This is a genomic window from Winogradskya consettensis (assembly GCF_018332715.1).
GTDB classification, from domain to species: Bacteria; Actinomycetota; Actinomycetes; order Mycobacteriales; family Micromonosporaceae; genus Actinoplanes; species Actinoplanes consettensis.
On sequence record NZ_BOQP01000017.1, the window covers coordinates 120,886 to 141,243 of the forward strand.

A 20,358-nucleotide genomic window follows, 5' to 3' on the forward strand; every position below is an offset into this window, starting at 1 on the left:
GACACACCCTTGTAACAACCGTATTCAGCGTGGAAAGGACAGACACCCCGATGCTGCTCGACGACGGCGTGACCGCTGCCCTCACCGCCGGGGGCGTGACCGTCCTCGCCGACACCGGCGGTGGCCGCCTGCCCGCGCTGACCTATTGGGGTCCGGCGATCCCCGGCCTCGACGCCGATCTGGCCGCCGCGCTCAACACCTGCTCACAGCCGGTGCACGGCACCAACGACGTCGAGCCACGGCCGCGGGTCGCCCTGCTGCCCGAGCAGCGCACCGGCTGGGCCGGCCGCCCCGGGCTCAGCGGTTCCTTCGACGGGACGGGCTGGTCGGCGGCGTTCACCGTCACCTCGGTGACGCTGGACGGCGCACCGGTCAGCGGTTTTGTCACCGCGGGCGCGGCGACGCTGGAAGTGCACGCGAGCGACGAGACCGGCCGGCTTGCGGTGCGCGTCACGCTCGAGTTGCGGGAGTCCGGCCTTCTGCGCGTACGCGCACAGCTGCGCAACCTGGCTCCCGAGACGTACACCCTCGACAGCCTGACCCCCGCGCTCCCGATCCCGCCCGGCGCGGTGGAGTTGCTGGACTTCACCGGCCGGCACAACCAGGAGCGGGTGCCGCAGCGCAGCACGCTGTTCACCGGCGCGCACGTCCGCGAGAACCGCAAGGGCCGCACCGGCGCGGACAGCGCATATCTGCTGCACGCCGGGACGGCCGGCTTCGACTTCGCGAGCGGTGACGTCTGGGCCGTGCACACCGCGTGGAGCGGCAACCATCTGCACTACGCCGAGCGTGTGCACACCGGTGAGCAGCTCCTCGGCGGCGGCGAGCTGCTGCTGCCCGGCGAGATCCGGCTCGGCACCGGCGAGACCTACGAGACCCCGTGGCTGTACGGCGCCTACGGCAAGGGGCTGGACGAGGTGGCCCGCCGTTTCCACCGTCACCTGCGCGCCCGGGAGAAGCCCGTGAGCGCCGACCGCCCGATCACGCTCAACGTGTGGGAGGCCGTCTACTTCGACCACGACACCGAGCGGCTGGTCGACCTGGCCGAGCGGGCCGCGGCGATCGGCGTCGAGCGCTACGTGCTGGACGACGGCTGGTTCGGCTCGCGCCGTGACGACTTCTCCGGGCTCGGCGACTGGGTGGTGTCCGCGGACGTGTGGCCGGCCGGCCTGCACCCGCTCGTCGACCGGGTCCGCGCGCTGGGCATGCAGTTCGGTCTCTGGTTCGAGCCGGAGATGGTCAACCCGGACTCCGACCTGGCCCGCGCGCACCCCGACTGGATCATGGCGGCGCGCGCCGAATGGCCGGTCGAGTCGCGGCACCAGCAGGTGCTCAACCTCGCGATCCCGGCGGCGTACGAGCACATCAGGACGCAGATGCTCGCGATCCTCGACGAGTACGACATCGGCTACATCAAGTGGGACCACAACCGGGACCTCGTCGAGGCCGGCGATCAGACCCACGGCGGCCGGCCCGCGGTGCACGCCCAGACGCTGGCCTTCTACCGGCTGCTCGACGAGCTGCGCGCCGCCCATCCCGGGCTGGAGATCGAATCCTGCTCGTCCGGGGGTGCTCGCGTCGATCTCGGCGTGCTGGAGCGTACCGACCGGGTGTGGGTCTCGGACAACATCGACCCCCACGACCGGCAGCGGATGCTGCGCTGGACCACCCAGCTGGTCGCCCCGGAATTCCTGGGCTCGCACATCGCGTCCGGCCGTTCGCACACCACGGGCCGGCGTCACGACCTCGGCTACCGCGCCGCGACGGCGATCTTCGGTCACCTCGGCATCGAGTGGGACCTCGCCGAGGCGAGCGCCGGCGAGCTCGAGGAGCTGGGCGCATGGCTGGCGTTCTACCGCGAGCAGCGGGCGCTGCTGCTCGGCGGCGACGTCGTCCGGATGGACGGCTACGACGACCGCATCCTGGTGCACGGCGTGCTCGCCCCCGACCGCAGCCGGGCCCTGTTCGCGATGGTCACGACGGACAGCATCCTCCCCGACCCCGCCGCCCGGCTGCGCCTGCGCGGCCTGGACCCCGAGCGCCGCTACCGGGTCCGCCCGGTCACCGTCGGCAGGGAACTCTCCGGTCTGGCCCCGCCGCCGTGGTGGGGCGCGGACCGCTCCGGCCAGATCCTCACCGGTGCCGTACTGGACCAGGCCGGGGTCGCCTGCCCGCGCCTGTTCCCCGACCAGGTGGTCCTCTACCGGGCGGACGCCGTGTAGTCCCGCAACGCCCGAGCGAGAGCCTCACCCGCCGGGACGCTCACGTCCGGGGCGACCCCCGTGCCTTCCCAGTTCGTGCCCGTGACCGGGCTGATCGACCGCGCGATGGGGACCGTGACCTCCATCGTCGCCGACAGCGGGAACACCTCGGTGGGGTGGGCGCCGCCACGGGTGGTCTCCCCGACCACCGTGGCGCGCCCGTGGCTCTGCAGGGTGTAGGCGAGGTCTTCACCACCGGAGAAGGTCACGCCACTGGTCAGCACGTAGACCGGCCTGGCGAGATACCGCTCACCGGGCAAGTACGCGAGGCTCCAGTACTGCCGGGTCGTCCTGGTTGCGCCGAAGTAGATGCCCCCGAGGTGCGTCTCGTCGTCCGGGAAGAAGTAGCTCGCCAGGAACTGCACGCCGTTCGGTGCCCCGCCCCGGCAGGTGCGCAGATCGATGATGAGCGCTTCGGTGTGCGCAACGAGTCGCATGGCGGCGGCGAGGGCGTCGCCGCCCGTACCCGCGTCGGGAATCTCGGTCAGAGCGAGCAGCCCGACGTTCCCGTCCAGCCGCTCGACCCGCTCGATGCCGAAGTTGATCGTCAGGAGCCGGGCCTGATATGCCTCGACCCACTCCTGCTCGGTCATCCCCGAGCCCATGTCCGCCGCCCGCGTGCGGATCCGCAGATGCCTGTCGGCGGTGACGTCGAGGAGAACCTCGGTGAGCCGCTCCCCCAGCGTCTGCTCGTCGAGCCCCTCGTACCGCACGGCCCGGATCCGCTGTGTGATCTCGGCGGCCTTGTCCGGGAAGATGTACTTGTCCTGGATGAGGGTCAGCGCCGCGTCTATGAGCTCTGTGGACATACGGGCCAAGATACGGCGCGAGGCCGGGCCCATGGGGGCACCCGGCCTCGCACTTCGTTCGTCCAGCAGCGGTCAGCTCTCGTTGACCCCGACCATGTTCGGCAGCGAGACGTACGGGAACGAGCCGCGGAACTCGTGGTCGTTCGCGTTCACCCCGTCGCCGAGGCCCTTGACGGTGTCCGAGGCGCCCGGCAGCAGCACGCCCTCGGCCGCCTGCACGGTCACGTCGAGCACGTCGTCGGCGAGGCGCCGGCCGTTCGGGAAGCCGGCGAGGTCGCCGCCGACCACGCCGAGCCGGTTCGGGTTGGCCGCGACCGGCACACCCATGTTGAGCCGCAGCTGCTCGCTGGGCGCGAACTCCTTCTTGTCCACGTCCTTGTTGAGGATCTGCGAGTTCAGGTCCGCGGCGACCGGGCCGGTGCAGCCGGTCTTGCAGACACCGGTGAGGAAGACCTCGACCAGGTCGGTACGCGGCGTGGCCGGCGCCGGGATCTTGTAGATGGCCTCCATCAGACGCGGCACCTCGGGGTTGGTCACGTACTTGAGGAACATGGCGTCGCTGACCGGGCGCGTGGCGTTGAACTGGTTCTTCACCCGCAGCGGCAGCACCGCCTCGTTGACCAGCGGCATGCCGAGCCGGGAAACCTGCACGGAGGTGGCCGGCTTGCCGTTCATGCTCGCGCCGAGACGCTTGGTGGTGGTCCAGATGCCCACGATCGGGTTGCGCGTCGCGTCGCCCTTGAGCGCGAGATCCGCCTTCGGCACCCGCAGCGCGATGGTGTTCACGTTGTAGCCCTTGAGCGAGTCCTGACCGACCTCGCTCAGGTCACCGCCGTAGAGCAGGTCGAAGACGCGCAGGTCGGCGAAGAACGGGTCGTCGGCCTGACCGGCGAACGACTTCGAGCCCGCGCCGGCCGACGTGATGGCCGCGTTGGACAGCGTCGCGTAGTCCGGCATGGACGCCTTGCCGGTGAACGAGGGCGCCACCCGCGCGCTCTTCAGGATCGTCTTCGTCTGGGTCGGCGTGATGCGCTGGAGCTTGTACGTCTGGCGGACGTTCAGGTCCTTGTCCGCCAGCGACGTGACGGGTCCCGTGGTGTACAGGAACGTCGCGTCGTTCTGGTACGTCGTCGAGAACGTCCAGCGGTACACGATGTCGGGCTTGGCGTCACCATCGTTGTCGATGTTGATGTCGTGCGCCGTGCTCTCGGCGAACGGGTAGTAGTTCGGGCCACCGTTGGGCTCCTCGAACGGCGTCCAGTTCGAGATGAGCGTGACGGTGTCCGGCATGTCCGGGCTCACGAACGCGTACAGGTCCGTGTTGTCCAGACTGGGCGTCGACGCGATCAGCGGTGCCTCGCGGTGCGAGGAGGCCGTGCTCTGCACAGGGGCCAGTGCGGCCACGCAGGCGGCTGAGGCACCGACGGCTGCTACGGCCAGCAGCCCTCGGCGTCGGCGGGATACGGCGAGTTTCATTATTCCCCCGGGATAGGTCGGGCGGGTGGCGCCGATGCCACCGCCCCATCTGACTTCGTAGCCCCATTTCAGAGGTATTGTTGGGTTATTGGGTTTTTCTTACTCGTGTCAGTATCAAAAGCTAGAGTCCGTCATGCACTATTTGCCGGTGCGAAGAAGATGGATCCGCCCCGTCCTGGTCGTCGCCGTGGCCGGCGTCCTGCTCGCCGGCGCCGGGATCCTGCTCGGGCCGCTGCGCGATCACGCCCCGGCCGCCGATTCCTCGGACAATTCCGCGGGCAGCGCGACATCCGCCCTCGACGCTTTCGTCAGCCGGACCCGCACCCATCTGGGCGAGGTCCCCGGGGACTGGCAGGGCTGGGCATCGCTCGGCATGGCGCAGGTCCAGCTCGCCCGAATCACCTACGACCCCAGCCACTACCCCGCCGCCGAGACCGCCCTGCGCCGCTCGCTGAAGGAGCAGCCGACCGGGAACGCCGCCGCCCTCACCGGCCTGGGCGCGCTCGCCGCGGCGAGGCACGACTTCCGCAAGGCTCTGTCGTACGCCGGCCGCGCGGTCGCCACGGACACGTACTCCGCCGACGCGTACGGCGTGCTGACCGACGCGAACGTCGAACTGGGGCGCTACGACGAGGCCACGGACGCCGTCCAGCGCATGCTCGACCTGCGCCCCGACACCGGCTCGTTCGGCCGCGCGTCGTACCTGTTCGAACTGCGTGGCGACCTGGCACAGGCCACGGCGATGATGCACCGCGCGCTGGACGTGGCCGGCGGCGACGCCGACGCGGTGTTCGCGCTCACCCACCTGGGCGAGCTGGCGTTCGGCGCCGGCGACCTCGCCACGGCCGGCGACTACTACGCGCAGGGCCTCGCCCGCATCCCGAACCAGCCGACACTGCTCGCCGACCGGGCCCGGGTGCGCGCGGCCCGCGGTGACCTGACCGGCGCGCTCACCGATTTGCACGCGGCGACCGCGATCCTGCCCACTGTCGACCATCTGTTGACGCTGTCCGACACCCTCACCGCGGCGGGGCAACCGGCTGCCCCGGTCGACCAGCTCATCCGGGCGGCGGCGGCGCTGCCCGGAGCCACTCCCGCCACGACGGACATCGATCTGGTCCTGTTCTACGCCGAGCACGGCGAGCCCGGCCCGGCCGTCGCGAAGGGGAAGGCGCTGTTCGCCGCGCGTCCGAGCGTGACCGTCGAGACCGCGTACGCGTGGGCCCTGCACGCAGCCGGACGCGACCGCGAGGCACTCACCCACGCCGACCGGGGCCTGCGCCTCGGCACCCGCGACGCCCGCGCCCACTACCAGCGCGCCACGATCCGCCTCGCCCTCGGCGACAGACCCGGCGCACGCAAGGACTTCGCCGCGGCGCTCGCGATCAACCCGTACTTCTCCCTGCTCCACGCTCCGGACGCCCGCAAGCAGCTCGCCCGTCTGGACGGTGCCGAATGACCCGCAGAGCGCTGGCGGCGGTGCTGCTCGGTCTCGTCGCGGTGGTCCTTCTCCCGGCACCGGCCCAGGCCCATCCGCTGGGAAACTTCACCACCAATCAGTACGCAGGCCTGCGCGTAACCACCGCCGGCATCGACATCGACTACGTGCTGGACCTCGCGGAACTCCCCGCGTACCAGACCCGCAACGACGAGATCGACACCAACCACGACGCGACCCTGTCCGCGGCCGAGAGCGACTCCTACGCCCAGCGGACCTGCACCGCGGCGGCCACGTCGAGCACCCTGGTCGCGGACGGACGGCGCCAGACGCTCACCGCCCGGCCGGCCGGACTGACGTTCCCCCCGGGCGCAGGCGGCCTGACCACGCTGCGCCTGCAGTGCGTCCTGCACGCCACCACCTCCATCACCACGGCAACGCCGATCACCTACGAGTCCGCCGCATACCCGGACCGCATCGGCTGGCGCGAGATCACCGCCGTGGGCGACCGCTTCACCCTCATCGCCTCCACGGTGCCTGTCACCTCGACCAGCGCCCGCCTGACGGCCTATCCCCCGGGCGCGGTGAACGCAGACACCCGCACAGCGTCCTTCACCGCGCGACCCGGCGGCCCGGCAGCGGCACCGGCACCCTTCGGCCCCGCCGGCACCGGCACCTCCCAGGCCCGGGACGTCGACCGTTTCACCGCCTGGTTCACCGACCTGGTGGGCCACCCGCGGCTGACCCTCGGCGTCGGCGTCCTCGCCGTCCTGATCGCCCTGATCCTCGGCGGCGCCCACGCGGTCGCTCCCGGCCACGGCAAGACCATCATGGCGGCCTACCTCGTAGGCTCCCGCGGCCGCCTGCGCCAGGCGCTGACGGTGGCAGCCTCGGTCGCGGTCACGCACACCCTCGGCGTCCTCGCCCTGGGCATCATCCTGGCCACGTCGGTCCAGCTCGCCCCGGACTCCCTCTACGACTGGCTCAAACTCACCAGCGGCATCCTGGTAGCCCTCGTCGGCGGCCAACTCCTGCACCAGGCGATCCGCCGCCTCCGCACCCCCGCCCACACCCACCTACCCGAGCCGTCCACCCTGCCGCACCACCACGCCGCCTCTTCCCCGGCACACATCCCGTCACTGGTGTCCATCACCGCGCCGTCGAGCGCCGTCACCACAGCCATCCACCCCGGCGTGCAGATCGTCATGCCCGCCCACACCCACGATCATGACCACGGGCACGCACACACCCACGACCACGGCGACGGCCGGCCGCACACCCATTACGTCCCGGCCCCCGACGAGCCGGTACGCGTGCGGACCCTGCTGGCCATGGGCTTCGCGGGCGGCCTCTCCCCCAGCCCGTCAGCGGTGGTGGTCCTGCTAGGCGCAGCAGCCCTGGGCCGAGCCTGGTACGGCGTGATCCTCGTCCTCGCGTACGGCATCGGCCTGGCCGCAACCCTCACCGGCATCGGCTTCGCCCTGGCCCGCTGGGGCGACCGCCTCCACCGAGCCACCGCCGGCCGCTGGCCCACCCTCCTCACCCGCCGCATGCCCACCGCCACAGCCACGATCATCCTGCTGGTCGGCCTCGGCATGGCCGGCCTCGCGGCATTGAGCCTGCTCAACGCCTGACAGCAGTGGCCCGGCCATCAGGCCGGGCCACCGGTGAAAGGATCAGACCGCTGGCGTGCCGGTCACCTGGAAGTCACGGGTACGCCCGATGTTGTCGAACGAGCCGAAGCCCACCCGCCCCGACGTGAACGTCGTGTCGTGTGCGGTCATCAGCGGGTCCTTGGAGCCGTCGACGTAGACCGCGATCTCGCCCGTCGCCGGGAGGTGCTTGACGCGGACGTCGTGCCAGTTCTTGTCGATGATTGCCGGGTTCGCGCCGCGGGAGCGGCCGTTCCACTGGAAGTCGATCCGTTCGCGGTCGGCGTTGTTGACTTTGAAGATGCCGTTGTGCGGGTAGATGGTGTTGTCGGTCGAGAGGTGGGCGTAGTAGAACTCGGTGTCCGAGCGCCAGCCGAAGACGATGATGATGTCGCGGTTGACGATCTCGACCTCCTCGTCGAGCCGCACGTCCGCTTTCACCTCGACGGACGACAGGACCGGGCCGCCGGTCTGGATCGCGTATTCGAACGGCCGCCGCGGGCCGGGGCGTTCGGTGCCCGCCTCGGCGAGGATGGCCTCGTGCCCGGTGAACTGCCACTTCGACGGCGTGACCGGCGCCCAGTTGCTGGGACGCAGCTCGTTACGCAGGTGGGTGGTGCCGGCAGAGGCAGCTGCGTACACCTTCGTGCCGGTCACCTTCCAGATCTTCGCGTTGGCCTTGGCGACGATGTAGAGCTCGCCCTCGCGGTCGGTGCCGAAGCGCAGGTCGACGCGGTTGGGGTCGCCGGGGGCGCCGGGTGAGGACAGGTCGCGCATCTCGACGGGCGTTCCCGCGGCGTCGAACAGGTTCAGGCGGTGGATCGTGGCCGGGGCCTGACCGCGTTTCATCTCGCTCGCCTCGGTGTAGAACACCCAGCCGTTGACCAGGTCGCCGAAGACGTACTTGCCGCGCAGCGCCGGGACGTCGGAGCCGCGGTAGACGAAGCCACCGGCGACGGCGACACCGACGTCGCTCGTGCAGTTCCAGCCCGCCGGCGGGTTGTGGTCGTACGCCGCGACCGGGTAGACGTATCCGGCGTCGTCGGCCGGCAGCGGGTAGAGCCGGTCGCACGGCGTGGTCGGCGTCTTGTCGAAGACGAACGCACCCTCGCGCTCGCTCCAGCCGAAGTTGTCACCGGCGCGCACCTCGTAGATGGACTCGATCGCGTGTTCGCCGATGTGGCCGAGGTAGAGCCGCCCGGTCGCCTTGTCCCAGCTGAACCGGTGCGGGTCCCGGAAGCCGTACGCGTAGATCTCACCCAGCTTGCCGGCCTGCCCGACGAACGGGTTGTTCGCCGGGATGCCGTACTTGCCGTTGGCCGAGTTCGTGCCGCGCGGGTCGATGCGCAGCAGTTTGCCGTGCGGCATCGCGAGGTTCTGCGGGTCGGTGTTGCCGACGCCCTGGCCGCCGTCGCCGACCGCCAGGTAGAGCAGCCCGTAGTCGGCGTCGCCGCGGTGGGCGTACGGATTGAAATTGATCTCCTGAATGCCGTGGATCTGCCCGCCGAACCCGATGCGCAGCACCTCGCGGTGGGTTCCGGAGAACGTGTCCGCGGCCGGATCGGTGGCGTGCCATTCGTCGATGACGCCGTGATAGAGCACGGTCGCCTGCTGATAGTCGGGCACGGCCGGCGTAGCGGACGGCAGCTCGGTGTGGATCGTGTAGAAGATGCCGTTGCGCTTGAAGTCCGGGTGGAACGTCACGTATCCGAAGCCCTGTCCCAGCCCGCGGCCGGAGAAGAACTGCGGTGCGAAGCTCGCGGCGACGTCGAGATAGACGTGCGGCACGCCGTTCTCCACGAAGTACAGGTTGCCGTTCAGGTCGGGAACGGCCCGGCGCCCCGAACCGTCCGGCACCTCCATGATGGTGTTGATACGCGCCTTGCGCATCAACCGCGCGTCAATGGGTGCGGGTGTCGGCTCGGACTGCGGGAAGTTCGCATATTCCTGCAGAACAAGCCCGAGCCGGGACGTGACGGGCTCGGTCGGGATGGGGTCATAGATGGCGCCTTCGTCGGCCCGCGCGGCGGTGGGCACAACAAGGACCACAGTGGACAGTAGTAACGTGGCTAGCAGGGAACGGATGCGCATGGGTCACCTCGAACCGGTCATGTAGCGGTACTGAGTGGCGATGGCACGCGCGGACAGCGAGCTGTCCAGGAACATGAGCGCGTCCATCCGGCAATTGCAGGGATTACGCTCGACCTCGTTCAGCGGGAAACTGCCGCCGATCTTGATACCCCGAGGGTCGGTGGCGGTTGTGACGTGCGGTCCCGGGCCGTTCAGGAGCCAGGGATCATCGGTACGCGTGTAGAAGCCCTCGACCGGCACACCGTTGCGGTAAAGGGCCATGACACCGGTGCTGTAATCGAACGTGGCGGTGATGTGCACCCAGACGTCCCGCGGCAGAATGGTCCGCCAGTCCGCACTGGCGGCGAACGTGTTGGAGTTGCCACCGTCGATCCGCCGCCCGAGCGCGACGAGCCGCAGGGTGCCGTTCACGTCGATCAGTTCGAGCAGCGACCGGACGGCGTGCCCGTCCGAGTCGCCGGTGAGAAGCCCGGCCAGCCCGATCGCGTTGTAGCGGTCGGCGGGGTCGGGCGTGACGGTGTTGAGCAGCGGCCCGTCCATCTGCCGCTTGAACCAGCCCATCACCGTGACACCCTCGACCGCGTTGAACGGGCGCAGGGTGCGCACGCCGCTGGCCGAGTAGATCCCGGCCTTCCAGTCGTCGTTGCCGGTCGTTTCGGGATTGATCTGCTGCGTCTGCAACGCACGCCCGCTACCGCGATAGGCCCTGTCGGGTACGCGCATGGCGCCGCCGCCGTTGACCAGCTCGATCTCCGTCCCGGACCGCCCCTGATCCACTTCCAGGGCGGCGTCCCCGCGCTGCGGATGGTCGAAGTCGTAGAAGGCGACCAGGTCGGATCGCAGGGATGGATGAACGTCGTGCGGCCCGTTGTCACCGGCCCGCACGGGCGCGGCGGAAGCGCCGGCCGCCAGGACGGCGGTTACGGCGATGAACGCGAGTCCGGTTCTCATGAAGAACTCCTCACGATGCTTTGTTGACTTCTCCAGGGCGTCCGCCCAGATAGAGCTCGCCCAGCTGAGGATCGGCCAGCAGGTCCGCGGCCGGTCCGGAGATGTGCACCCGGCCGAGGTCGAGCACGCAGCCGAGGTCGGCCGTCTCCAGCGCGCGCCGAGCGTTCTGCTCGACCAGCAGGACGGCCGTGCCGGCATCGCGCATCCGGGCGACCTGCTCGAAAATCGTGGTTGTCGCTTTCGGGTCGAGCCCCATGGACGGCTCGTCGAGCAGCACGACGCGGGGGTCGATCATGAGCGACCGCGCGAACTCGACCTGTTTCTGCTGCCCGCCGGAGAGCAGCCCCGCGAGGGTTCCCCAGCGCGCGGCCACCACCGGGAACAGCTCCTTGACGAACGCCGCCCGCTCGGCGCGTTTCGCCTTGTCCTTGAGGGTGTACGCGCCGAGCAGCACGTTCTCCTCGACGGTCATCTCCCGGAACACGCTGTGGCCCTGCAGCACGAGCGCCACCCCGGCAGCGAGCATGCGCTGCGGCCCGGCGCCGGTCAGGTCGACCCCGCCGACGACGATGCGGCCGGAGCGGGGCGGGAGCAGCCCGCTCGCCACCTTGAGCACCGTCGACTTGCCGGCGCCGTTGGGCCCGACGAGACACACGACCGACCCGGCGGGCACGGCGACGCTGAACCCGCGCAGCACGGGCGCGGCCCGCCCGTACCCCGCCTGGACATCCACCAGTTCGAACTCAGACGCCAAGGTAGGCCCCCAGGACACGCTCGTCGGTACGGATCACGGAGGGCGGGCCGGCGGCGATCGGGCGGCCCCGGTCGAACACCACGACGTGGTCGCTGATGCTCATGACCAGGTCCATGTTGTGCTCGACGATCACGAACGTACGGCCCTCGGCGTTCAGCTCGCGCACCAGCGCCCCGATCCGGTCGAGCAGCGCCGGGTTGACGCCGCCGGCCGGCTCGTCGAGCAGGATCGTCTCGGGCTCGGCCATGAGCACCCCGGCGAGCTCCAGGAGTTTCTGCTGCCCCCACGACATCGCGCGGGCCTCGGCGTCGGCGAGATGCTCGATCCCGAGCCGGGTGAGCCAGCCGCGTGCCCGGTCCAGGTCGCTGCGGCTGCGCGCGCCGCGCAGCCCCTTCGGGAAACCCCCGGGCCGCACGGCCGCGAGCACGTTGTCCAGCGCCGTCATCCGGGGAAAGACCCGGCAGAGCTGAAACGTACGCCCGACGCCCGCCCGGGCGATCGCATGCGGCGGTTTCCGCGTGATCTCCTGTCCCTGGTACGTCGTCCGCCCGCTGTCCGGCCGGATCATCCCGGTCACACAGTTGAAGAACGTCGTCTTGCCCGATCCGTTCGGCCCGATCAGCGCGTTGACCTTCCCGGCCTGGAACGCGACCGAGGCACCGTCGAGCGCGACCACGCCCCCGAACGCCTTGCGCAACTCCACCGTCTCCAGCGTCATCCGTGCACCTCCTCCCGCGTCTCTCCCGCTGCGGGCCGATCGCCCTGCGGGCCGGACCGGTCGTCGTGCCGGGACCGGTGGCGCTGCTCGGCCAGGTCGGCCGCCGTCATCTCGCGGATGGAGCTCTGCTCGCCGGGGCGCAGCCTGCGCCAGCCCGCGGCGATCGCCGGGAGCACGCCGTCCGGCATGACCAGGACGACCACGGCGAGCAGGACGCCCGTGGCGACCAGGTGCAGCGGGGTGCTGCCGAACTCGGTCTTGAAGTACTCGAGGGCGGTGCCGACGATCAGGGCGCCGACCAGCGGGCCGAACAGGGTGCGGACACCGCCGAGCAGCGCCATCAGCACCAGGTAGGAGCCGGTCAGGACGGAGAACTGGAACACCGGGTCGAGGTCGCCGAACCACAGCGCGTAGAGCCCGCCGGACAGCGCGGTGAAGGCCGCGGACAGGACAAAGACGATCAGCTTGTACGCGTACGTCGGTGTGCCGAGTGCCTCCGCCTTGTCCTCGTCCTCCCGGATCGCCTTGAGGCCGAGCCCGAAGCGGCTGCGGTCGAGCAGCCACCACGTGAGCACGGCGACGGCGAGCAGGGCCGCGTACAGATAGAAGAAGACCCGGTGGTGCTCGGGGCGCAACAGGCCCGGGAAGGGCCGGGGGACGACCAGGCCGCGGGAACCCCCGGTCAGGGACGCCCAGCTCTGGAAGACGAGCAGCAGGATGAGCACGAGCGCGATCGAGACGATCACGAACGAAGCGCCACGTACGCGCAGAGCGGCCAGCCCGAGCGGGACCGCGAGCGCCGCGACCAGCAGAGCCGCGACCAGCAGAGCGACGAAGGAGGGCAGGTCCGCCCTGGTCACGAGCAGGCCGGTCGCGTAACCGCCGAGACCGGCGAGCGCGCCGTGACCGAGCGAGATGTAGCCGGTGAAGCCGCCGACGAAGTTCCACGAGGTGGCGAGCACCGCGTAGTTCAGCACCACGACGCCGGACGACAGGATGTACGGGTTGGGGGCCAGGCTCGGGAAGGCCAGGATCGCGGCGGCCAGCACGGCCACCGCGCCCAGCGGGAACCAGCGTCTAGAAACGTTGGGCAAGACGGCCTCCGAAGAATCCCTGCGGCCGGAAGGCCAGCGTCGCGAAGAGCGCCACGTAGAAGACGGTCTGCGCCCAGGTCGTACCCATCGGGATCTGCAGCAGGCTCTGCCCCAGTCCGAGCAGCATCGCCGCGGCCGCCGCGCCCGGGACGCTGCCCAGGCCGCCGACCACGATGATCGCCATCAGCGGCCCGATCCAGTGCCAGTGCAGGGACGGGTAGATGGTCGTGTCGAGCGACAACGCGGTGCCACCGACCGCGGCGGTCGCCAGGCCGAGCCCGAACCCGAAACCGGCGATGCGTTCGGTGTCGATACCGACCAGGCGGGCCGCGTCCGGGTGCTGGATGGTGGCGCGCAACGCCCAGCCGAACGAGGTCCGTTTCATGAGCAGGTAGAGCGAGCCGAGCGCGACGACCGCCAGGCCGAACGCGATCAGTTTCACCACGGCGATGCGCGCCCCGAACAGCCCGAAGCTCGCCGAGCCGTAGCCGAGCTGGATGCGGCGCTGGGTGCCCGAGAACGCGTACCCGAGCAGGCCCTCGATGATGAGCGCGATCGCAAACGTGAGCAGGACCGACATCATCGTCAGCGTCGCCGCGCGCAGCCGGGACAGCAGCATGCGTTGCAGCAGCACCCCGGCACCGAAGAACAGCGGGACCGTGACGAGCAGCGACAGCAGCGGGTCGACGCCGAGCCGTTCGTTGCACCACCAGGCGAGGTACGCCGCGAGGATGAGGAACGCCGAATGGGCGATCATCACCACCCGCATGATCCCGAAGTACAGGGTCAGACCGGCCGCTAGCAGGGCGTAGAGGCCGCCCAGGAGCAGGCCGAGGATGATGCTCTGCAGCAGGAGACCGCCTGAGGGCATCCGCGCCTCACCACGCCGGTTTCGGATAGAGGAGAGCGGCCTCCTTGGTCGCGTCCGGGAGCACGATCTTGATCTCGCCGCCGATCCACTGCTGGATCATGTGCGCGCCCTGCGGCTTACCGGTGGCGTCCCACGTGAGCGGGCCGACCACCGTCTCCACCTTGTTCGCGTGCACCCAGTCGATCATCTTCTGCTGGCATTCGCCCTGCTCGGCGCAGCCGGCGGCGGTCACCGCGGCCTCGACGACCTGACCGGTGGTGTACGCGTTCGCCTGGTCCTCCTCGGGGGCCTTGCCGAACTGGGCGGTGTACTTCTCGACGAACTCCTTGTTGCTCGGGTACGGCGCGTCCTGGCTGTACCCGGTCGGCGAGAGGATGCCCTCGGTCTTGTTGCCGATGGCCTTCGCGAACTCGGGCTCGGTCGGCGCGGTCGAGAACGCCGCCATCTTCGGCTGGTAGCGCAGCTGCTGCAGGGCGACGATCAGGTTGACGCCGTCCTGGTACTGCGAGCCGCCCACCACCATGTCGGCCTTGGACGCCGCGATCTTCGCCGCGATGCTGCCGAAGTCGGTGGTGTTCGGCGGGTAGACCTCGTCGACGACGGTCTTGATGCCGCCGGCTTCGAGCTTCGCCTTCAGCCCGTACGCCGTGCCCTGCGCGAACGGGTCGTCCATGGCGGCGTACGCCACCGTCTTGGGCCGTTGATCCGCCGGAAGCGCGAGAATGTACGTGGCCAGGTGGTTGTAGTGGTCCTGGGCCACCGCGGGGGCGGCGTAGAACAGGTTCTTGAAGCCCTGCGTGAAGACCTCGTTCGCCGCGCCGGCCGGCTCGACGAACAACATGCCGTACTCGCTGGCCACGCGTCCGGCCGGGACCACCAGCCGGGTGGAGAACGGCCCGACCACCAGGTCGACCTGGTCGCTGCCGATCAGCTGCTCGTAGTCGGCGACGACCCGGTCCGCGCTGGACTGGTCGTCGAGGATCTTCAGCTCGACCTGACGGCCCAGCAGGCCACCCCGGTCGTTGACGATCTTCGCCCACGCCTCGTAGCCCTGCTGCACCCCCTTGCCGGGCTCGGAGAAATCGCCGGTCAGCGGCAGGGAGATGCCGACGGTGATGGGATCGTCAGCCGATTCCCCACCGTCGCCTCCCCCGCTGCACGCGCCGAGAGTCAGAAGGAATGTCGCTCCCAGGGCCGTGGCCCAGTGGGTACGCCGAAAGATGGAAGGCATCCGCGGAAGCTCCTTTGTCAGGGACGTAAGCGCTTGCGGAAGCGCTTACGTAGCCTAGGCTGTGCTTCACGTCACTGGCAATACTCCCGTAACACAACACGGGCGAAGTTCTGTGGAGAGTGGACGGATGCCCAAACCCGGCCCGAGGCTGCGCCTCGCCGACGTCGCCGAACGAGCAGGCGTCTCCCTGGCCACCGCATCACGCGCCCTCGCCGGGCGCGAGGGCGTGAGCGCGGAGGTCGCCGATCGCATCCGGCAGATCTCGCAGGACCTCGGATACATAGCCAATCCGTACGCCCGGACGCTCGCGGGCGGCGCCAGCTCCACGGTCGGCCTGGTCGTGCATCAGGTCGACGACCCGTACTTCTCGGAGATCGCCGGCGGGGTCATCCAGATCGCCGACGAGCAGAGCCTGCTCGTCCAGATCTGCCACTCCGGCCGCGACCCCGATCACGAGCTGCGCCAGATCCGCCACCTCACCGCGCAGCAGGTGGGCATCATCATCATCGCGGGCTCCGGCTACACGGACGCGCGGATCGAGGCGGAGGCACGCGAGGCGCTCTCGGCGTACCGCAGGACGGGAGGGCGGGTGGCCGTCATCGGCCGGCACTCCCTCGGGGTGGACGCGGTCCTGCCGGACAACGAGGCCGGCGGGCACGCGCTGGCCACCCACCTGTTGTCGCTCGGGCACCGCAGGATCGCGATCGCGGCCGGCACACCCGGGCTGACCACCGTCGTGGACCGCCAGGCGGGCGTCGCCTCAGCGCTGCGCCAGCACGGCATCGACCTGGACGACCTGCCGATCGTGCACACCGACTTCACCCGCGACGGTGGTAAGGCCGCCGCCGACCGCATCGTCCAGGAGCACCCAGAGACAACCGCGATCGTCGCGCTCAACGACGCGATGGCGATCGGCGTGCTGTCCGCCCTGCGCGCCCGCGGCATCTCGGTGCCCGAGCGCATGTCGGTGGTCGGCTTCGACGACGTGTCGGTCGCGGCAGACCTCGCCCCCTCGCTCACCACCGTCCGGCTGCCGATGACGGACATGGGCCGGATGGCGCTCGAACTGGCCCTCAAACCGGCCGCGGCCCGCCCTCGCCGGCGTGCCACCGGGCAGACCTTGATGATCCGCGACTCCTCAGGACCGGTGCCCCGATGAATGATTTCGACCAGACCGGCGGGGTCGAGACGACCGTCCCGCACAGCGCGCGGATCTGGAACTATTGGCTCGGCGGCAAGGACAACTTCGCCGTCGACCGGGCCGCGGGCGAGCAGATCGTCGCCCTGGTCCCCGGCCTGGTCACCTCGGCCCGCGCGGACCGAGCGTTCCTGCGCAGAGCCGTGCGGCACCTCACCACGCAGGCCGGCATCCGCCAGTTCCTGGACATCGGCACCGGCCTGCCCACCGCCGACAACACCCACGAGGTCGCCCAGCGCGCCGCGCCGGATTCCCGCGTCGTCTACGTGGACAACGACCCGCTGGTGCTCACCCACGCCCGGGCCCTGCTCACCAGCACACCCCAGGGAGCCACCGACTACATCGACGCCGACCTGCGCGAACCCGCCAAGATCCTCGACCGCGCCGCCCGGACCCTCGACTTCGGCAAGCCGGTGGCGGTGATGCTGCTCGGCATCCTCAACTTCATCATCGAGGACGACCAGGCCCACACGACGGTACGACAGCTGCTGGACGCCGTACCCCCCGGCAGTTTCCTGGTGATCTCGCACCCGACCACGGAGGTCGACGGCCCCGAGATGACCGAGGCGGTCCGGCTGTGGAATTCCACCGGCGGCGCCGAGATGCGCCTGCGCGACCGGGCCGGCGTGGCGGCCTTCTTCCAGGACCTCGACCTGGTCGACCCCGGCATCACGACCTGCTCACAATGGCACCCGGACCCGGACGCCGACAGTTCCCCGGTCTCCCACTTCTGCGGCGTCGGCCGGCTCGTCCACCGATGACGCCGCACGGCCGGTCCGTGTCACGGCCAACCAGGGCATGGTCGTTCGCCTGAGGGAGACCCGACACGGTCACGGTCCCTGCCACGAGGCTGAATGGTGCGCTGGATACCAGGATGCGCGACCTTTCTGCGGCAGCCGTAGACCTTGATGATCCGCCAGATACGCTTTAGCTCGAATCCGACTGTTCACTTGTCGTCCGATGTGGATCTCCGTAGATTCCCGACGTCAACGGGGATCGTGGTTTCACGGGGGTCGAAACAATGCGTGCTGCCATTGCTGTGCTGTCGCTGGCGGGCACGGGCCTTCTCATCCGGTCCTTCACGATCGCCTCCCGCCGCGTCGACCGCATGCTGGACGACCTGCCGGACCTGCCAGACCTGCCGGACCTGCCAGACCTGCCAGACCCGCCCGACCTGCCCGACCCGGCCGCCGGGGAGTACGCAGATCTTCGTACGCCGGTGTCGCCCGGTGGTGGACGACAATGAGCCGCACCCTTACCTAGGCTGGGGTGGTGATCCCCCGCCGTGACGTGCTGATCGCCGCCGCCGCGGCAGTCGTCGTGTCCGGTGGGACCCTGTGGGCGGCCGGCGTCCAGGAGCCTCCGCGACCGCTCGACGGAGGCGCGTTCGCGCTGATCGCCGTGGCCGCGGGCTCGCTCGCCTGGCGGACGATGCCGCTGATCGCGCTCGGTGGCGCGCTCGCAGCCACGGCCGGTTACGTGCTGGCCGGATACCCGTTCGGCCCGGTGCTGCTCTGCACCGCCTGGGCCATGGCCGAGGTCAGTGTCCGCCGCGCGGTGCGGGTCTCCGGCGCGGCGGTGGCGATCGCGGGGGCGGTGCTGATCATGGTCGCTGCGCCACGCTTCACGACCCACACGTCCGTGCCGGTGTTCGGCATCGTGCTGTGGGGAGCGTGGTGGCTCGTTGTTCCCTGGGCGCTCGGAGCGCTGGCGCGCACCAGGCGGCAGGCGGCAGCGCAGGCCCGGGAGGCCGGGGAGCGCGAACGGCGCGATCTCATCGCTCGGGTCGCGCTCGAGGAGCGCGTACGGATGTCGCGTGAGGTGCACGACGTGGCCGGTCACGGGTTCGCGGTGATCGCGATGCAGGCGGGGGTCGCCCTGGTCGTCGTGGACGAGCAGCCCGATCAGGTACGCGCCTCGCTGCAGGCCATCCGTGAGACGAGCACCGCAGCCCTGGACGAGTTGCGGCGTGTCCTGCGCGCTCAGGCACCCGAGCCCGGGCTGGCGGGTCTCGACGCGCTGGCCCGGAGCGCCCGGAGCGCGGGCCTGGCGGTCGAGCTCCGGAGCATCGACGCGTCCGGGGTGCCGGAGCAGGCGGGCGCGATCGCCTACCGCGTGGTGCGGGAGGCGCTGACCAACGTGTTGCGGCACGCCGGCGCGGCCCACGCCACGGTCACGGTCGAGCGGCACGCGGGCGAGCTGAGCGTCACGGTCGAGGACGACGGCCGTGGCGTCGGCGGGGGCGCGGGCAGTGGCATCCCGGGGATTCGTGACCTGGTGGAAGAGGCGGGCGGCACACTCACCGCGCGGCACTCGGAGGACGGCGGATTTGTGGTGGCTGCGTGCGTACCTGTGAGGCCTGAATGATCCGGGTGGTGCTCGCCGACGATCAGTCCCTGATCCGGATGGGGTTGCGGGTGCTGATCGAGCGCGAGGCGGACATGCAGCTCGTCGGGGAAGCTGCCGACGGCACGCAGGCGCTCGCCGTCATCCGGCAGGCCCGGCCCGACGTGGCGCTGGTCGACATCCGGATGCCGGGGCTGGACGGGCTCGAGGTGTTGCGGCGGGTGACCGCGGATCCCACGCTCGACGCCACGCGGGTGGTCGTGGTGACGACGTTCGAGACCGACGAGTACCTGTTCGGTGCGCTGCGGGCCGGGGCGAGCGGGTTCGTGCTCAAGGACGCGGACCCCGGCGACCTGGTCCGCGCGATCCGGGCGGCGGCGGGCGGAGAGGCACTGCTCTCACCCTCGGTCACCCGGCGGCTGGTCGACCGGTACGGCCCGGAGCCGGGCGCCGCGCCCCCGTTCGAGCTGCTGACCGCCCGGGAACGCGAGATCGTCGCCTGGGTGGCGACCGGCCGCTCCAACGACGAGATCGCCGCCGAGCTGCTCCTCAGTCCCGCGACCGTCCGCACCCACGTCGGTCGCGCGATGCTCAAACTGCACGCCCGTGACCGCGCCCAGCTCGTCGTCTTCGCCGTCCGCGCCGGCCTCATGCCCGGCTGAGCCATCCCCGCCGGCCTCATGCCCGGCTGAACCGCCCGCGCCGGCCTCATGCCCGGCTGATCAGACGAGCAACGCCGTTGACGCCGCGGCGGCGTACACAACAATCGCTGCTCGCACCGCACGAACCTGGCGCTCATCCGACCAGCCGGCCCGGTCGAGGACGCGGGCCAGAACGGGCAGGACGAGAATCGCGTGCATCGTCGCGCCGTGCAGCAGCTTCAGGCTGTCCGCGGTGGCGTAGGCGCCCTGCTGGTCGCCGCCGAGAACCCGGCGCAGCCCGATGACGAGCATGACCGCCCCGCTGACGATCGCCACGTCGAGAATGACGAACCCCGCCCGCACCGCCAGCCGCAGAGCGGGGTCCTCGGGCGGGAGCCGGAAAGCCACCACGGTCAGGATCGCGATCCCCACGATCAACGTCACCCCGCCAACCGCCAGCGAACGCGCGACGATCGTGTCGAAAGTGCTGGAGAAATTGAAATGCGAGGGGGTACGCCGCCACGCCTGCACCGTGATCAGCGCGACCTCCAGCACACATGCGGCCGAGAAGACCACCACCAGCCACATTCGCAGCCGGGTTCCGAGACGGAGGAACGAGATCACCCAGGTGATGGTCGCCAGCGTGACGCCGAACGACAGCCCGAACGTCATCGGTTTACGCCAGGACACCGGCCCCGACCACGACCCGTGCGTCGCCAGCAGAATGGTCAGATGGACAAGACCGCTGACGACGAGAACCGCGGCTATGGCGTACGGAATGCGTCTGCTCACCCCACCAATCTGCCGTTCCCGCGCCCGGATGTAGT

General features: G+C 70.3%; 18 protein-coding genes. 8 read left to right on the forward strand and 10 right to left on the reverse strand.

The features are described 5' to 3' along the window. Window positions 1-29: 29 nt before the first annotated feature. Window positions 30-2,222 carry an alpha-galactosidase gene (locus Aco04nite_RS17665; protein ID WP_244876077.1) on the forward strand — a complete coding sequence of 731 codons (2,193 nt, stop codon included), beginning with the start codon at window positions 30-32 and terminating at the stop codon, window positions 2,220-2,222. On the opposite strand, the gene Aco04nite_RS17670 is transcribed toward Aco04nite_RS17665, so the two are convergent. Together Aco04nite_RS17670 and Aco04nite_RS17675 are read right to left on the reverse strand one after the other, a co-directional pair. Next, window positions 2,201-3,070, reverse strand: coding sequence for a S41 family peptidase (locus Aco04nite_RS17670; RefSeq protein ID WP_212998324.1), 870 nt, complete (start codon window positions 3,068-3,070; stop codon window positions 2,201-2,203). The two genes, Aco04nite_RS17665 and Aco04nite_RS17670, sit on opposite strands and share 22 nt — an antisense overlap. Window positions 3,071-3,142: 72 nt before the next feature. Next, window positions 3,143-4,546, reverse strand: coding sequence for a DUF4331 domain-containing protein (locus tag Aco04nite_RS17675; protein ID WP_212998325.1), 1,404 nt, complete (start codon window positions 4,544-4,546; stop codon window positions 3,143-3,145). A gap of 148 nt (window positions 4,547-4,694) precedes the next feature. Between Aco04nite_RS17675 and Aco04nite_RS17680 the strand changes: the two genes are divergently transcribed. Beyond that, window positions 4,695-6,005: a tetratricopeptide repeat protein gene (locus Aco04nite_RS17680; RefSeq protein ID WP_212998326.1), complete on the forward strand. Its 1,311-nt coding sequence runs from the start codon at window positions 4,695-4,697 to the stop codon at window positions 6,003-6,005. Continuing rightward, window positions 6,002-7,618 (forward strand): nickel/cobalt transporter, encoded by a 1,617-nt coding sequence (locus Aco04nite_RS17685; RefSeq protein ID WP_212998327.1) that lies wholly within the window; start codon window positions 6,002-6,004, stop codon window positions 7,616-7,618. Before Aco04nite_RS17680 ends, Aco04nite_RS17685 begins: the two co-directional genes overlap by 4 nt. A gap of 42 nt (window positions 7,619-7,660) precedes the next feature. Here the strand turns inward: Aco04nite_RS17685 and Aco04nite_RS17690 are convergent, their stop codons facing one another. From Aco04nite_RS17690 to Aco04nite_RS17720, 7 genes are read right to left on the reverse strand one after another with little or no spacing between them, the layout of a single operon-like run. Then, window positions 7,661-9,727, reverse strand: coding sequence for a PQQ-dependent sugar dehydrogenase (locus Aco04nite_RS17690; RefSeq protein WP_212998328.1), 2,067 nt, complete (start codon window positions 9,725-9,727; stop codon window positions 7,661-7,663). 3 nt (window positions 9,728-9,730) lie between these two features. Continuing rightward, window positions 9,731-10,678 (reverse strand): LamG-like jellyroll fold domain-containing protein, encoded by a 948-nt coding sequence (locus Aco04nite_RS17695; protein WP_212998329.1) that lies wholly within the window; start codon window positions 10,676-10,678, stop codon window positions 9,731-9,733. Window positions 10,679-10,688: 10 nt separating this feature from the next. Continuing rightward, window positions 10,689-11,432 carry an ABC transporter ATP-binding protein gene (locus Aco04nite_RS17700; protein ID WP_212998330.1) on the reverse strand — a complete coding sequence of 248 codons (744 nt, stop codon included), beginning with the start codon at window positions 11,430-11,432 and terminating at the stop codon, window positions 10,689-10,691. After that, entirely contained in the window at window positions 11,422-12,150 is a 729-nt protein-coding gene (locus tag Aco04nite_RS17705) for an ABC transporter ATP-binding protein (protein WP_212998331.1), read from the reverse strand. Before Aco04nite_RS17705 ends, Aco04nite_RS17700 begins: the two co-directional genes overlap by 11 nt. Further along, window positions 12,147-13,244: a branched-chain amino acid ABC transporter permease gene (locus Aco04nite_RS17710; protein WP_212998332.1), complete on the reverse strand. Its 1,098-nt coding sequence runs from the start codon at window positions 13,242-13,244 to the stop codon at window positions 12,147-12,149. The genes Aco04nite_RS17705 and Aco04nite_RS17710 overlap by 4 nt, the downstream gene beginning before the upstream one ends. Beyond that, window positions 13,228-14,115: a branched-chain amino acid ABC transporter permease gene (locus Aco04nite_RS17715; protein WP_212998333.1), complete on the reverse strand. Its 888-nt coding sequence runs from the start codon at window positions 14,113-14,115 to the stop codon at window positions 13,228-13,230. Before Aco04nite_RS17715 ends, Aco04nite_RS17710 begins: the two co-directional genes overlap by 17 nt. A 7-nt stretch (window positions 14,116-14,122) precedes the next feature. Then, a complete protein-coding gene (locus Aco04nite_RS17720; RefSeq protein WP_212998334.1) occupies window positions 14,123-15,346 on the reverse strand; it encodes an amino acid ABC transporter substrate-binding protein in 1,224 nt (407 codons plus the stop codon). A gap of 127 nt (window positions 15,347-15,473) precedes the next feature. Between Aco04nite_RS17720 and Aco04nite_RS17725 the strand changes: the two genes are divergently transcribed. From Aco04nite_RS17725 to Aco04nite_RS17745, 5 genes are all read left to right on the forward strand, one after another. Further along, window positions 15,474-16,505: a LacI family DNA-binding transcriptional regulator gene (locus Aco04nite_RS17725; protein ID WP_212998335.1), complete on the forward strand. Its 1,032-nt coding sequence runs from the start codon at window positions 15,474-15,476 to the stop codon at window positions 16,503-16,505. Next, window positions 16,502-17,305 carry an SAM-dependent methyltransferase gene (locus tag Aco04nite_RS17730; RefSeq protein ID WP_212998336.1) on the forward strand — a complete coding sequence of 268 codons (804 nt, stop codon included), beginning with the start codon at window positions 16,502-16,504 and terminating at the stop codon, window positions 17,303-17,305. The genes Aco04nite_RS17725 and Aco04nite_RS17730 overlap by 4 nt, the downstream gene beginning before the upstream one ends. Window positions 17,306-17,565: 260 nt before the next feature. After that, the gene (locus tag Aco04nite_RS17735; protein ID WP_212998337.1) at window positions 17,566-17,790 is read left to right on the forward strand and encodes a hypothetical protein; all 225 of its coding nucleotides are present in this window, start codon (window positions 17,566-17,568) and stop codon (window positions 17,788-17,790) included. A 26-nt stretch (window positions 17,791-17,816) separates the two neighbouring features. Then, window positions 17,817-18,911 (forward strand): sensor histidine kinase, encoded by a 1,095-nt coding sequence (locus tag Aco04nite_RS17740; protein ID WP_212998338.1) that lies wholly within the window; start codon window positions 17,817-17,819, stop codon window positions 18,909-18,911. Then, a complete protein-coding gene (locus Aco04nite_RS17745) occupies window positions 18,908-19,552 on the forward strand; it encodes a response regulator (protein WP_212998339.1) in 645 nt (214 codons plus the stop codon). The genes Aco04nite_RS17740 and Aco04nite_RS17745 overlap by 4 nt, the downstream gene beginning before the upstream one ends. A 60-nt stretch (window positions 19,553-19,612) precedes the next feature. Here Aco04nite_RS17745 and Aco04nite_RS17750 read toward each other — a convergent pair whose 3' ends face one another. Further along, on the reverse strand, window positions 19,613-20,323 hold the full coding sequence (locus Aco04nite_RS17750) for a hypothetical protein (RefSeq protein ID WP_212998340.1): 711 nt from the start codon (window positions 20,321-20,323) through the stop codon (window positions 19,613-19,615). Window positions 20,324-20,358: the final 35 nt, after the last annotated feature.